A 14,408-nucleotide genomic window follows, 5' to 3' on the forward strand; every position below is an offset into this window, starting at 1 on the left:
GGGCGCCACGATCTGAGGAGGGAATGGCGCCCGCCCCGACGGGGGACAACCGGATATTCGGCCACCTTTGGCTCGTGCTATTCGGCTCAACGGGAGGACATCATGTCGTCAGACACGCAATCGCATCTCGCGCGCGGCCTCAAAAACCGCCATATCCAGATGATCGCTCTCGGCGGAGCGATCGGAACGGGCCTGTTCTACGGATCGGCCGCCTCGATCCAGCTTGTGGGACCGGGCATCATCGTTTCCTACATCATCGGCGGCTTCGTGATGTATCTCATCATGCGCATGCTTGGTGAGATGTCGACAGAAGAGCCGGTGGCCGGCGCCTTCAGCCACTTCGCCTACAAGTATTGGGGCGAGTTCGCCGGCTTTCTTGCCGGCTGGAACTACTGGTTCCTCTATATTCTGGTTTCCATGGCCGAGCTGACGGTGGTCGGCATCTATGTCGCCTATTGGTTCCCGGACTTTCCAGCGTGGCTGACATCATTGATCGTTCTGGTGACGATCACCGCGGTCAACCTGATCAACGTGCGCCTCTATGGCGAAGCCGAGTTCTGGTTCGCCATCATCAAGGTGCTGGCCGTGATCGGCATGATCGTGCTCGGCCTGGTGCTGATCGTCTTCGGGCTTGGCGGCGAAGCGACCGGCCTTTCCAACCTGTGGGTCCACGGCGGCTTCTTCCCCAACGGCATATGGGGCCTTCTCCTGTCGCTCGTGGTCGTCATGTTCTCCTTCGGTGGGACCGAGCTGATCGGCATCACCGCCGGCGAAGCCGACGATCCCAAAAAGTCGATCCCGCAGGCCATCCGCCAGGTGATGTGGCGTATCCTGATCTTCTACATCGGCGCCCTCACGGTAATGATGATCATCTTCCCGTGGAACCAGGTCGGCATGGAAGGCAGCCCGTTCGTCACGATCTTCAGCAAGCTCGGCATCGGCTCGGCCGCGCACATTCTGAACTTCGTGGTGCTGACGGCGGCGATCTCGGTCTACAACTCCGGCATCTATTCCAACGGCCGCATGCTCTACAGCCTTGCCGAACAGGGCAACGCCCCAAAGGTGTTCACCAAGCTCGGCGCCAACAAGGTCCCCTATGTGGCGATCCTGTTCTCGTCGGCCTGCACCCTGGTCGTCGTCGCCATCAACTACCTGATCCCGGAAGGCGCTTTCATGCAGGTGATGGCCGTTGCCACCACCGCCGCCACCATCACCTGGGTGATGATCGTGCTGGTTCACATGAGGTTCCGCAAGGCGCACGCCACCGAAGCCGGCAAGCTGACCTTCCCGGCGCCCTTCTATCCGATCGCCAACTACTTCTGCGTTGGCTTCATGGCCCTGATCATCGTCATGATGACGCAGATGGAGTCGATGCGGGCGGCGGTCATCGTGCTGCCGGTGTGGCTGATCGTCCTCTACATCGGCTTCCTGTTCCGCGGAAACACCCGGACGGCCGTGGCCGAGTGACCCCAGTCACCTGAAAGACGAAACGGCGCGATCCTCCTGGGATCGCGCCGCTTTTCATTTGCGGTCGATGGGATCAGGCGACGGCGTTGTCGTTGTCGTCGAACTTGATCGAACGCAACTTGTCGACGCCCATCACCTGCAAGGCGAGCTTCTCATAGAAGGGCTCGGACTGGCCGGTCCGGATCTTTCTCAGGAAGTATTTCTCGAAACCGACCTTTGCGACGTGCACCCAGTAGCCGGACGACGACCAGTTGACGTTGCGCGGCGGAATCTGCGGTTGGGCGACGAAGGCGACGCCGTTGTCGCCGAAATCGGCCAGGCAGATGGCATTCCACGACGCCTCGGCATTGGGTGCCTTACCCTCGATCATGCGCTCGATGTTGTGAGCGGTGGCCGTCACCATGGATTCGATCATGAATCCGGTCTTGGGGACGCCAACCGGTACAGCTGTCTTCCCCATTGGCGGGATGGCGACGCAAACACCAATGGCGAACACGTTCGGGAAGGTCTGATTCTGCTGATGCCGGTCGATGGTGACGAAGCCGCGTGGATTGACCAAACCGGCGGCGGATCGCAGCGCGTCGACACCTCGGAAAGCGGGCAGGATCATGGAGAAGGCGAAAGGCAGGTCATGCTTGGCTTTCGATGCCCCGTCCTCGGTCAGCTCCTCGACATGCATCACGCCGTCGTCGACCGTCTCGATGCGCGCATTGGTGATCCACTTGATGTGGTGGCTTCGCAACTGACTCTCGAGCAAACCCTTGGTGTCACCGACGCCGTCCAGGCCAAGATGGCCGATATAGGGCTCCGGCGTCACGAAAACCATCGGCACCCGGTCCCGGACCTTGGCATCGCGCAGGGCCTTGTCCAACACGAAGGCGAACTCGTAGGCCGGGCCGAAGCACGACGCCCCCGGCGCCGCGCCGATGATCACCGGCCCCGGGTTGGCGATCAACCTGTCAACGGCGGTCTTGGCCTCAACGGCGTGGCTGACCTGACAAATCGACTGCGTGTGCCCCTCGGGGCCCAGACCCGGCACTTCGTCGAAGGCGAGCTCCGGACCGGTTGCGACGACAAGATAGTCGTAGGAGACGCTGTCTCCGTTGGTGAGCTCGATACGGTTCTCTTCCGGGACCAATCGCTCCGCCCCCTCCGGACGAAGAGCAATGCCGGCTTTCGAAAAGACAGGCACCAGGTCGACCTCCACCGAGGCCGTATCTCGCCAGCCGACCGCAACCCAAGGGTTCGACGGTACGAACGAGTAGGTTGCGCCCCGATTGACGACGGTTATCTGATGCTCACGGCCGAGGACCTTGCGAAGCTCGTAGGCCATGATCGTTCCGCCCAGTCCTGCCCCCAGCACCACCACATGCGACATGATCGCTCTCCTCACGGCCCAACGGGCCTCTCTTTAATTTAGTATTTCATTATATACCGCGTTCAACGATAAACGCCGATGCGACTTTGGTCAGAACTTTTGAGGGTCGACGCCATGACAAAAGGGCCGCCACGCAGGTGACGGCCCCATTCCGAACTCGATTGAAGTCTTGCCCGCTCAGATGAAGAGTGTGGCTGCCGACTGCTGCGCCTCTCCGAGGAAAGTGGCAACGCCGCCGATCTCGACGCCGTCGATCAGCTCCTCGCGGCGGATGCCCATGACATCCATCGACATCTGGCAGGCCACCAGGGTGGCGCCCCCCTCGACAAGCGAAGCGAGCAGGCTCGCCGGCGTGTCGACGTTCTTGTCTCCCATCACCTTGCGCATCAGCCGCCCACCGAAGCCACCGAAGTTCATGTTGGAGAGGCGATTGAGCCGGCGCGCGCCCTTGGGCAACATGAAGCCGAACGCTGCGTCGATCATCGGCTTGCGCGGGCTCGGGGCGTCAGGCTCCCTGAGGACATTGAGCCCCCAGAAGGTGAAGAACAGCGTCACCTTCGAGCCCATGGCAAGCGCGCCATTGGCGATGATCAGCGAGGCCATCACCTTGTCAAGGTCACCAGAGAAGACCACGAGAGTCGTGCCGTCGCGAGGCGCCGCCACTGCCCCCTCCGTCGGCGCCGGCGCCACCGCCACCTTGCGGATCCTGGCGGTGATGATGCCCTTTTCGGTTCCCACGCCGAGCAACTGGTTGCCGGTCTTGTCGGCCCAGGCGCGAATGTCGCGGCCGAAGGCGGGATCGGAGGCCTTTACTTCCAGAAGCTCGCCCGTCTCCATCGCTTCGATGGCGCGGAAGGTCTTCAGAATGGGGCCGGGACACTGCAAGCCGGTGGCATCGAGCATCTGAACGTTGCCCGCGACCTCCACCCGGCAAACGCCCTTCTGCGCCTCCATCTCCGAGGGATCGCGGCGGCGGATGTCCTCATAGTCGAACAGGTCCGGACTCGCCTGCTTCTCGGTGGCCCAGGCATAGGTCTTGAAGCCGCCGGTCAGGTTGCGCACGTTCTTGAAGCCTTCCTGCTTCAAGACGCGATAGGCGAGATAGCCGCGCAGGCCAACCTGGCAGAAGACGATCAGCGGCTTCTCCCGACCGATTTCGCCGAGCCGCTCGCGCAGATGGTCGAGCTCGATGTTGCGGGCGCCCGGCAGTGTCCGGATCGAGAACTCTTCCGGCGTCCGCACGTCGACCAGCTGGACGGAGGCGGGATCGTCCCGAAGGAGGTCGCTCAGCTCGCGCCAACCGATGATCTCGTGGCTGCCGTTCAGCACGTTCTCGGCGACATAGCCGGCAACGTTGACCGGATCCTTGGCCGAGCCGAAGGGCGGCGCATAGGCCAGTTCCAGTTCGGTGAGCTCGGTCACCTTGAGGCCGGAGCGGATGGCGGTGGCAATGACGTCGATGCGCTTGTCGGCGCCGTCGACGCCGACAGCCTGGGCACCCAGGATGGTGCCGTCGAGACCGTAGACCAGCTTCAGGCTGATCTGCTGGCTGCCGGGATAATAGGATGCGTGCGAGCCCGAGTGCGTGATGCTGGCACGATAGGGAATGCCGAGCGCCCTGACAGCCGTTTCGTTAAGGCCAGTACAAGCGGCCGCGAGATCGAACACCTTGAGAATGGCGGTGCCGAGCGTGCCGCCATAGCTGCGATAGCTCGCGGAATCGGCCGAGAGCATGTTGTCGGCGACGATTCTCGCCTGCCGGTTGGCCGGCCCCGCCAGCGGGATCAACGCCATGCGGCCGGATACCTTGTTCATCACCTCGATCGCATCGCCAACCGCGAAGATATCGGGGTCAGAAGTGGCTAGGTGTTCGTCGACCTTGATGCCACCAACCGCGCCGAGTTCGAGACCTGCCTCGCGGGCAAGTTTCACCTCTGGCCGGACGCCAATCGCCAGCACGACGATATCGGCCTGGATGCGCTTGCCGGACGCCAGGAAGACGATGGTATGATCGGGGCGGTCCTCGAAATGCTCGACCTTGTCGTCGAGATGGAGCTCAATCTCCTTGTCGCGCATATGGGCATGGACGATGGCCGCCATCTCGTCGTCGAAGGGGGCGAGCACATGCGGCGCGCCTTCGACTACGGTAGTGAACAGACCACGCTCGTGGAAGTTCTCGGCGACTTCCAGGCCGATGTAGCCGCCGCCGATCACCACGGCCCGACGCGGCTGGTTCTCGGCCAGCGAGGACATGATGCGGTCAAGATCGGGGATGTTGCGCAGCGTGAAGATGCGCGGCGACGTGATGCCGGGGATCGGCGGCTTCAGCACTTCGGCGCCGGGCGACAGTAGCAGACGGTCATAGCTCTCGGCCGTTTCCTCGCCACTGTCGAGGTTGCGCAGGATTACCGTCTTGGCGGCTCGATCGATGGAGAGGGCCTCGGTGTGAGAGCGGACATCGACATGATAGCGCGCCTCGAACATCGTCTCGGAGGTGACCAGCAGCTTGTCTCGCTCGGCGATGGCCCCGGAGATGTGATAGGGCAGACCGCAGTTGGCAAAGCTGATGTAGGGGCCACGCTCGACGAGAACGATTTCCGCCCGTTCGTCGAGACGACGCAGGCGAGCCGCCGCCGTGGCGCCGCCAGCAACACCGCCGATGATGATGATCTTCATGCTCAACTCCATTTCTTGAAGTTGTTATATACGAACGTACTAATCTACGAAAGTCGTAGGAAGACGGATGATGTCCGTCATACATGTTGGGAAAGTACCTGCAAGGCCTGTCGCGTACGTCTGGAGGAAAAGTCGTGGCATGCGGGGGATCGTCCTTGAGCCCCACTGCCAAAGCCGGCCTCTCGGAGGCCTCCCGGAGACGCTGTGTCGCGCCCTGCCCCGTCTCAGCCAAAGGATGGAAAGACGGCGATGATGCCGGCGAAAACCGCAAGCGACACCAACGTGTGGACCGTCAGCACCTGCATGATCAGGGGTCTTTCGGCCGCGGCGCTCGCATCGTCTGGCATGAACAGCGGCACGATGAATGGCGGCGGAAGGATCATCAGCGTGAACAGCGCCACCTGGTAACGCAGCTCGAAGCCAAGCAGGTGACCGAGCACCAGAAAAGCGGCGATACAGGCCAGCGGCAACTGCACCAGCGCCCGGGCGCCCATGACCCGGACGATCTTGCGACCATCGACGGCCTCGAAGCGGAGGCCGTAGCCAACGACGATCAGAACCGCCGGAACCACCATGGGCGCCAGGAAGCGCAGGCTGTGGATGACGGCGTCGAGCCCGGGGATGGTTTCGAGCGTCGCTGTCCGAAGGCCGAGACCATTGAGCAGGAGGCCGGCCAGGATCGCGACCGTCACCGGATTGCGGACGAAGCCGAGAAGCAGGTCGCCCGGACGGGCCGAACCGTCGCGGGCGGCGATCAGCAAGGCGAAGAACACGAACCAGATGAACAGTTCATGGCCCAGCGCCACCACGGCGATCGACGGTAGCGCGCTCGCACCATAGGCGCCGACGAACAGGCTGACGCCAAGCATGCCGAATTCATAGCCGCCGGCCAGGAAGGGTGTGAAACGATCGACTGGGTAGAGCCGTCTGACCAGCACCCAGGCAAGCGCCAGGCCGAGACAGCAAGTCAGGAACACAACCGCGATCAGGGACAAGTGGCCAACCGACAGGTTCATGTCGACGAACGACAGGAACAGCACCGACGGCAGCACCATGCGCACCACGATCTGACGAAGGCCATCGACGCCCTCATCGGACAGCCAACCGAAGCGGCGGCTGACAACACCAAGGGCGATCAGCAGGAAGATCGGAAGAATCTGGCCGACGAGCGACATGGCAGTCCCCATGAGTCTGGAAAAGCCAGTATCGCCCGAGCGGCCAGCACTCTGAATAGTCGTATGAATGTCTATGCGGCGAAGCGGTTGCTTCCGCATTCGCTTTGCCGGTGGGTCAGGAACTCACCGAGCCGATCGGCCAGATGGTGCGGCCATAGACCTCGTTCAGAACCTGCGCCAGGCCGGCGTAGATGGCCGAAGCGCCGCAGAACAGCCCTTCCCAGCCGGCAAGGTGGGTGATGGCCTCATTGCCGGTCGCGTCGCCGATGGCGAGCAGTGCGAACAGCACGGTCAGCGAGCCGAACACCACCTGCAGGGCACGGTTGAGACGCAGCGTTCCGATGAACAGGATGGCGGTAAACACGCCCCACATGCCGAGGAAGGCCGGCATGGCGGCATCCGGCGACGGGCCGGCGATGCCGAGCGAGGTCTTCTGCAGGACGATGAGGCCAACCAGAGCCAGCCAGAACATGCCGTAGCTGGTGAAGGCCGTGGCGGCAAAGGTGTTGCCCTTCTTCCACTCCATGATGCCGGCGATCATCTGCGCGAGACCGCCGTAGAAGATGCCCATGGCCAGGATCATCGTATCCATCGGATAGAAGCCGGCATTATGGAAGTTGAGAAGCACGGTGGTCATGCCGAAGCCCATCAGCCCCAGCGGAGCGGGGTTGGCGGTGGCGTCGGTCGAGTGGGCGGAACTCATCGGGATCAATCCAGGCAGGAGAGGCAAACAACCGGAGCCCACCGGCGTATCTCGACGCCCGCGGAGAACTCCGGCGGCGCCATCCCTAGAGGAGATGCCTGGAAAAACGAGTTGGGAAAGACGCATATCGGCCGAGGCGGTCAGTCGTCATCGCGGAGAAACATCACCGCGAAGCCCATCTGCACGCTGGAAAAGGTAAGCCCCACCGAAAAGGTGAGGATAGCCAACGCCAATCCCGCCGAAGAGGAGGCGAAAATCAGCTTGGCGATGCCGCCGATGTCGAAGGCCAGCAGCAACCCGACAAACAGTATGGCCACGCCGAAACCGATCGCGGCATGGCGGATCAGGAAGCGGACCAGAAGCGGCAGGCTGGAGATGGTCATCGTCTCGCGTCCTTCGTTCGGCGCCACGGCGGTTCATCGGAGAAGCCGACAATAGCGCATTTCCAGCCAAAAGACGAGAAACCTGAAAACGATCATCATGTTCCGACGAACTGGGGTCAGGCCTCCTCGGACGCCGCTTCCGAACGAAAGCGCGACCGCTCGAACAGCAGCACCACCACCAACGCCATGATGAACGGAATGATGAGATAGAACAGGCGGAATACCAGCAACGCGGCGATCACGTCGGCATCGGCCATGTCCGGCAACCCCATGAGGAAAACCAGTTCGAGTACGCCAAGGCCGCCCGGAACATGCGAGATCAACGCTGCCGAGAAGGACATGAGAAAGATGCCGAGCACAATGAAATAGCCGGGGTTTCCGGCTTCCGGCAGCGCGAAGTAGATGATGCCCGCCGCTCCCAAGAGTTCGCAGACCCCGACGGCAAGTTGCGACAGGGTCACGTGCAGCGACGGATAGACGATTGCCAGCGGGCCGACGTTCAGCGACTTGAACCGCATCACGCTGCCGAGCACGTAGAGAGCCACCAGCAGAAGCAGGAAGGCGCCGGTCGCCCTCGACGCCGTCACAGGGAGGAGATCGCCAAATCGCAGCGTGATATCTGGATCGAGCACCAGCACCAAGCCGATCAGCGCCACCATGCCGAGGATGAAGGTGAACGAGCAAAAGGCGACAAGCAGGCCAATCTCGGCCGGCGACAATCCCTTGGTGGTATAGGCGCGATAGCGGACCACGCCCCCCGAGACCACCGAGGCGCCGATGTTGTGGGACAGCGCATAGGTGGTGAAGGAGCAGACCGTGATGAACAGCCAGTTGATTCGCTTGCCGAGCTGGAGAAGCGCCACGCGGTCGTAGCCGGCGAGCGCCGCGTAGGCGACCAGGGTGCACAGGGCGGCCAGAACCCAATGGAACGCGGGGATTGCCGCAAGGCTGTCGTTGACCTTTGCCAGAGAAAGCCCGCGAAGTTCCCGCAGAAGAAGCCAGACGGACAGCACGATCGTCGCCGTCGCCACCGTCGGCCAGAAATAACGCTTCAGCTTCATTCGCTCCGGCCGCCTAGAGGCACCTCTTACCGATGAGAGGCCTCAAAGACCTCGGCGAGGGCCTCACCTTACGAGGCGGGGCAGGAGCGGATCAATCCTCAACTTTGTTCCCCGGCAAAAAGTGCGGTCTCGCTCCACACGACGGGCGAGCCCCGAAGACACAAACAAGTTCCTGCCAGTCGGGTTTCGCCCATCCCTCGCTGCTACGCCGGTATAATGAGCCCAATATCCGGGATGGACGATCGTACTCCGCAGCGACCGCTTACTTCGACGCCTTCTCGATAAAGTCGGCCGTCTTGTCGATCAGCTCATCAACGGTCACATGGTCTTGGAACGAGTTGAAGGAGTGGTCCATCGGGCGCGTCCAGAGCTCCCCAGGTCCTTGATGATAGTCGAGGAAGACTTGAGCGGACTCCGGCTGAGGAAACACGATGACATCGTTGGTCCCTGCGGTCACAAGCAACGGGCCATGATAGGCAACGCTTTCGGCAACCGGATCAATCTCGGTCAGGCTTCTGAAGAACGGCCCCTTGAGGCTGACGGTGGAACCCCAAGGCAGCTTGACGTCCAGCGGAACGTCCCCTGTCGCCAATCCCTTGCTCACGGCATCGGTGCCCATAAGGAACGCCATGGCGTTCGCCGGATTGTTGGCAGGCTGCCAAAGCGAAACGGAGGCGATTGGAGTTTTGCTGCGGCCGGCGACGACAGCGCTGACGGTGCCACCCAAGCTCCATCCGACGAGCGATATCTTCTTCGCGTCGATGTCGGTGCGAGCCGCAAGGAAGTCCAGGGCGGCCATGGCGTCGGCGACCTGCCCCTGCAGCGTCGTATCGGCGTAGCTGCCCTCGCTGTCACCGCTTCCGAAGAAGTCAATTCGCAGGCTCGCGATCCCCTTGTCGGCAAACATGCGGGCGGTGCGCCGGAAGATGCCCTCGTTGTCCGCTGAAGGAATGGCGAGCTCGTCGCGGCTGCCGGTAAATCCATGCAGCAAGAGAGCCACGGGCGGCGTCTTGACATTGTCGGGGATGTTCAATGTCCCGACGACCTTCTTGCCATCGACCTGAAACGTAACGTTCTGCTCAGCGGCGAGCGCGCTCGGGATCGAGGCGATGCAAGCCAAAGCCAGGGCGGTAAAAGTTGCAATCACGTTCTTACGCATGAGCAGCTCCTCATAATGCCATTGCCGGGTGGGTTCACTGACTACGACGGCACGCGGCAAGAATTTTGGAAAGAACAGAAATTCAACGAAATCAGCGCATTGCAGCGGATATGCTTGTCATTTCCACCAAGCCTAGCTCAGACGATTTCCGTTGGCGATCCCCTTATTTCGGCTAGCCTCCCCTATGGGCAAAGACTTGGAGCCTGGCACGCCCAAGTGCCAGAGGCCTCCATCTTGGATGCACACAACATGGGTCGATGGCCTTGGAAAACCCTCGGCCCGTTCGTCAGCCGAGACGCAAGAGGACATATGAGGAACGACAAATAGTCAGATAGGCGGCATCCGGTTTGGACGCCGCCTATCTGAAGGTATCGCATTTTGGACAGGCACTGCGCCCGTCAGACCCGTTCGATCAGCTGCAACCGCTCGTCGAGCCGCAGGTGTCGCACTTCAGGCAGGTGCCGTTGCGGACCATGGTGAAGTTGCCACACTCCGAGCAGGACTCGCCCTCGTAGCCCTTCATGCGGGCGTGAGCGACGCGGGTCGCGTAGTCGGGCTGGGCCTGCGTCGAGCCGACCGACGACGGCGCCGGGGTTTCTTCGGCATCGCGGCGGAAGGCCGTCGCGGTCGAGCCGCCGACGCCAGTCACCGCAGCACCGGCCCGTGCCGTGGCGAAGGCCGACACGTTGGCGCCGGTCGCGCCGGCTCCTGCCGAGCCCTTGGGCTCTGGAGTGGCGGAGACGAGCTTCAGCTGCTTGCCGCGCACGAGGCCCTTGGAGACCACGGCCTCGCCACCGCGACCGCTGGTGTCCCTGCCCTCGCCGCCCGACGGCTTCAGGTCGTCCGGCACCACGTGGGCCAGCTCGTAGCGGCCGAGATAGGACACGGCGAGTTCGCGGAACACGTAGTCGAGGATCGACGTGGCGTTCTTGATCATCTCGTTGCCCTGCACCATGCCCGCCGGTTCGAAGCGGGTGAAGGTGAAGGCGTCGACATACTCTTCCAGCGGCACGCCCCACTGCAGGCCGAGCGACACCGAGATGGCGAAGTTGTTGAGTAGGGCCCGGAGCGCCGAACCTTCCTTGTTCATGTCGATGAAGATCTCGCCGAGGCGGCCGTCATCGTATTCGCCGGTGCGCAGGAACAGCGTGTGACCGCCGATCTTGGCCTTCTGGGTATAGCCCTTGCGGCGGGTCGGCAACTTCTCCTGCTCGCGGTCGCGCACGTGCTTTTCGACGATGCGCTCGACGATCTTCTCGGAGATCAGCGCGGCGCGCGCCGCCGCCGGAAGAGCGGCCAGCGCCTCGGCTGCGTCCTCGGCCTCGTCGTCGTCATCGGCGAGCAGCTGTGAGTTCAGCGGCTGACTGAGCTTGGAGCCGTCGCGATAGAGCGCGTTGGCCTTGAGCGCCAGGCGCCAGGACAGCATGTAGGCTTCCTTGCAGTCCTCGACGGTGGCGTCGTTCGGCATGTTGATGGTCTTGGAGATGGCGCCCGAGATGAACGGCTGGGCCGCCGCCATCATGCGGATGTGGCTCTCGACCGACAGGAAACGCTTGCCGATGCGGCCGCAAGGGTTGGCGCAGTCGAACACCGGCAGATGCTCGGCCTTGAGGTGCGGTGCGCCTTCCAGCGTCATGGCGCCGCAGACATGCGTGTTGGCAGCCTCGATGTCGGCCTTGGAGAAGCCCATGTGAGCGAGCAGCTCGAAGGCCGGATCGTTCATCTGGGCATCGCTGACGCCGAGCTTCTTCATCTCGTCGTCGCCGAGCGTCCAGCGGTTGAACACGAACTTGATGTCGAAGGCGCTCTTGAGACTGCCCTTCACCTTGTCGATGGCGGCGTCCGACATGCCCTTGGCGCGAAGCGAGCCGGGGTTGACGGCCGGCGCCTGATCGATGGAGGCGTGGCCAACGGCGTAGGCCTCGATCTCGGCGATCTGGCTTTCCGAATAGCCGAGCGTACGCAGGGCCTCGGGAACGGCGCGGTTGATGATCTTGAAGTAGCCGCCACCGGCCAGCTTCTTGAACTTCACCAGCGCGAAGTCGGGCTCGATACCAGTGGTGTCGCAGTCCATGACGAGGCCGATGGTGCCGGTCGGGGCGATCACCGAGACCTGGGCGTTGCGATAGCCGTGCTTCTCGCCGAGGGCGAGCGCGGCATCCCAGGAGGCGACCGCAGCGTCGAGCAGCGGCTTGTCCTTGATCGAGCCATGGTCGAGCGGCACCGGCAACGTGTTGAGCTTCTCGTAGCCGGTCGCCTTGCCGTGGGCGGCGAGGCGATGGTTGCGGATGACGCGCAACATGTCCTGCGCGTTCTTCTTGTAGCCGGGGAACGGACCAAGCTCCTTGGCCATCTCGGCCGAGGTGGCATAGGCGACGCCGGTCATCACGGCGCTGATGGCGCCGCAGATGGCGCGCCCCTCGGCGCTGTCATAGGGAATGCCGGACGACATCAGCAGGCCGCCGATGTTGGCGTAGCCAAGGCCGAGGGTGCGGAACTCGTAGGAGAGCTGGGCGATCTGGCGCGAGGGGAACTGCGCCATGGTCACCGAGGTCTCGAGCACGACCGTCCACAGGCGGCAGACATGCTTGAAGCCCTCGACGTCGAAGCTCTTATCGGCGTTGAGGAAGGGCAACAGGTTGACGGAGGCGAGATTGCAGGCCGTGTCGTCGAGGAACATGTATTCCGAGCACGGATTGGACGCGCGGATCTCGCCCGACTGCGGGCAGGTATGCCAGTCGTTGATCGTCGTGTGGTACTGGATGCCCGGATCGGCCGACGCCCAGGCGGCGTAGCCAACCTTCTCCCAGAGGTCAGACGCTTCGAGCGTCTTGACGGTACGTCCGTCCTTGCGGGCGGTCAGGTTCCACTTGCCGCCAGTCTCGACAGAGCGGAGGAAGGCGTCCGTGACGCGCACCGAGTTATTGGAGTTCTGGCCGGCAACGGTGAGATAGGCCTCCGAATCCCAGTCGGTGTCGTAGACCGGGAACTCGATCGAGGTATAGCCCTGCTTGGCGAACTGGATGACGCGCCGGATATAGTTCTCCGGCACCAGCGCCCTCTTGGCGGCGCGCAGCTCGCGCTTCAGGGCATGGTTCTTCAGCGGATCGAAACGATCGTCGCCAGTCGCCTCATCGGCGGTGATCGCCGCCATGATGGCGGTCAGGTGCTTGGAGCAGATCTTGGAGCCGGTGACCAGCGCCGCGACCTTCTGCTCTTCCTTGACCTTCCAGTTGATGTACTGCTCGATATCGGGATGGTCGATGTCGACCACCACCATCTTGGCAGCGCGTCGCGTCGTGCCGCCCGACTTGATGGCGCCAGCGGCGCGGTCGCCGATCTTCAGGAAGCTCATCAGGCCCGACGACTTGCCGCCGCCGGCCAGCTTCTCGCCCTCGCCCCTCAGCTTGGAGAAGTTGGAGCCGGTACCCGAGCCATACTTGAAAAGACGCGCTTCACGGACCCACAGGTCCATGATGCCACTCTCGTTGACGAGGTCGTCTTCCACCGACTGGATGAAGCAGGCATGCGGCTGGGGATGCTCGTAGGCAGTGGCCGAGCGGACGAGCTTGCCGGTCTTGAAGTCGACGTAATAGTGCCCCTGGCTCGGACCGTCGATGCCATAGGCCCAATGGAGACCGGTGTTGAACCACTGCGGCGAGTTCGGGGCGACGCGCTGGGTGGCGAGCATGTAGCGGAGTTCGTCATGGAAGGCGTGTGCCGCCTCTTCCGACGAGAAGTGGCCGGCCTTCCAGCCCCAGTAGGTCCAGGTGCCAGCCAGACGGTCGAACACCTGCCGCGCGTCGGTCTCACCGACGATGCGCTCGCCTTCCGGCAGTTTGGCAAGGGCTTCCTCGTCAGGAACCGACCGCCACAGCCACGACGGAACGGCATTCTCCTCGACGCGCTTCAGCACCGCCGGCACGCCGGCCTTGCGGAAATACTTCTGCGCGAGGATGTCGCTCGCCACCTGGCTCCAGGCGGCGGGCACGTGGATGTCGGCGGCGCGGAAGACGATGGATCCGTCGGGATTGCGGATCTCGCTGACCGCTACGCGGAATTCGATTCCGTCGTATGGCGAGTGCCCTTCCTTGGTAAAGCGCCGCTCGAACAACATTGGTTAGCCCCTTGAAATTTGTTGGAAACACACCCTCGGGGCGCGCTCCATTCGTCCTGCTCGGTCCATTTTACGTCCGCTGACACCATTTGCCGAATGGCGCGGGATTCCGGTCATTCGCCGGCTCCGCACTTCATCTAGTGTCCGCATCCGTCCATCGACCCCTACATGTAGGGTTCTGCCGATTCCGTAAATTAAGTGTTAATGCGTTTTCCCCAAACTTCGGAAGCTTTCAACAACCTTCGGCAACCAGTCCGGTTTTCGTGCCCCGATGAATGATTCCGTCTTG

9 protein-coding genes are annotated in these 14,408 nt (G+C 62.6%); 1 reads left to right on the top strand and 8 read right to left on the bottom strand.

Annotated elements, in window-relative coordinates:
* Positions 1–102: 102 nt before the first annotated feature.
* A complete protein-coding gene (locus tag M4J40_RS11625; protein WP_251754327.1) occupies positions 103–1,467 on the top strand; it encodes an amino acid permease in 1,365 nt (454 codons plus the stop codon).
* 73 nt (positions 1,468–1,540) lie between these two features.
* Here the strand turns inward: M4J40_RS11625 and M4J40_RS11630 are convergent, their stop codons facing one another.
* The 8 genes from M4J40_RS11630 to M4J40_RS11665 form a co-directional block, all read right to left on the bottom strand.
* Positions 1,541–2,845, bottom strand: coding sequence for an NAD(P)/FAD-dependent oxidoreductase (locus M4J40_RS11630; RefSeq protein WP_251754328.1), 1,305 nt, complete (start codon positions 2,843–2,845; stop codon positions 1,541–1,543).
* Positions 2,846–3,022: 177 nt separating this feature from the next.
* On the bottom strand, positions 3,023–5,521 hold the full coding sequence (locus M4J40_RS11635; protein WP_251754329.1) for an FAD-dependent oxidoreductase: 2,499 nt from the start codon (positions 5,519–5,521) through the stop codon (positions 3,023–3,025).
* Between the two features lie 224 nt (positions 5,522–5,745).
* Positions 5,746–6,696, bottom strand: a complete 951-nt coding sequence (locus M4J40_RS11640; protein ID WP_251754330.1) for an AEC family transporter — start codon at positions 6,694–6,696, stop codon at positions 5,746–5,748.
* A gap of 115 nt (positions 6,697–6,811) precedes the next feature.
* Positions 6,812–7,399 carry an acetate uptake transporter gene (locus M4J40_RS11645; protein ID WP_251754331.1) on the bottom strand — a complete coding sequence of 196 codons (588 nt, stop codon included), beginning with the start codon at positions 7,397–7,399 and terminating at the stop codon, positions 6,812–6,814.
* Between the two features lie 140 nt (positions 7,400–7,539).
* Entirely contained in the window at positions 7,540–7,782 is a 243-nt protein-coding gene (locus tag M4J40_RS11650; RefSeq protein ID WP_251725661.1) for a hypothetical protein, read from the bottom strand.
* 116 nt (positions 7,783–7,898) lie between these two features.
* Entirely contained in the window at positions 7,899–8,843 is a 945-nt protein-coding gene (locus M4J40_RS11655) for a lysylphosphatidylglycerol synthase domain-containing protein (RefSeq protein WP_251754332.1), read from the bottom strand.
* A gap of 262 nt (positions 8,844–9,105) precedes the next feature.
* The gene (locus M4J40_RS11660) at positions 9,106–10,002 is read right to left on the bottom strand and encodes a S9 family peptidase (protein WP_251754333.1); all 897 of its coding nucleotides are present in this window, start codon (positions 10,000–10,002) and stop codon (positions 9,106–9,108) included.
* 412 nt (positions 10,003–10,414) lie between these two features.
* Positions 10,415–14,119, bottom strand: coding sequence for a vitamin B12-dependent ribonucleotide reductase (locus M4J40_RS11665; RefSeq protein ID WP_251754334.1), 3,705 nt, complete (start codon positions 14,117–14,119; stop codon positions 10,415–10,417).
* Between the last annotated feature and the right edge of the window lie 289 nt (positions 14,120–14,408).

The sequence above is a fragment of the Pleomorphomonas sp. JP5 genome (assembly GCF_023721815.1).
GTDB lineage: Bacteria > Pseudomonadota > Alphaproteobacteria > Rhizobiales > Pleomorphomonadaceae > Pleomorphomonas.

Bases quoted from the DNA above. Each gene is read 5' to 3' on its own strand.
- M4J40_RS11625 (WP_251754327.1), top strand. From the start codon at position 103: ATGTCGTCAGACACGCAATCGCATCTCGCGCGCGGCCTCAAAAACCGC.
- M4J40_RS11650 (WP_251725661.1), bottom strand. From the start codon at position 7,782: ATGACCATCTCCAGCCTGCCGCTTCTGGTCCGCTTCCTGATCCGCCAT.
- M4J40_RS11630 (WP_251754328.1), bottom strand. From the start codon at position 2,845: ATGTCGCATGTGGTGGTGCTGGGGGCAGGACTGGGCGGAACGATCATG.
- M4J40_RS11660 (WP_251754333.1), bottom strand. From the start codon at position 10,002: ATGCGTAAGAACGTGATTGCAACTTTTACCGCCCTGGCTTTGGCTTGC.
- M4J40_RS11655 (WP_251754332.1), bottom strand. From the start codon at position 8,843: ATGAAGCTGAAGCGTTATTTCTGGCCGACGGTGGCGACGGCGACGATC.
- M4J40_RS11635 (WP_251754329.1), bottom strand. From the start codon at position 5,521: ATGAAGATCATCATCATCGGCGGTGTTGCTGGCGGCGCCACGGCGGCG.
- M4J40_RS11665 (WP_251754334.1), bottom strand. From the start codon at position 14,119: ATGTTGTTCGAGCGGCGCTTTACCAAGGAAGGGCACTCGCCATACGAC.
- M4J40_RS11640 (WP_251754330.1), bottom strand. From the start codon at position 6,696: ATGTCGCTCGTCGGCCAGATTCTTCCGATCTTCCTGCTGATCGCCCTT.
- M4J40_RS11645 (WP_251754331.1), bottom strand. From the start codon at position 7,399: ATGAGTTCCGCCCACTCGACCGACGCCACCGCCAACCCCGCTCCGCTG.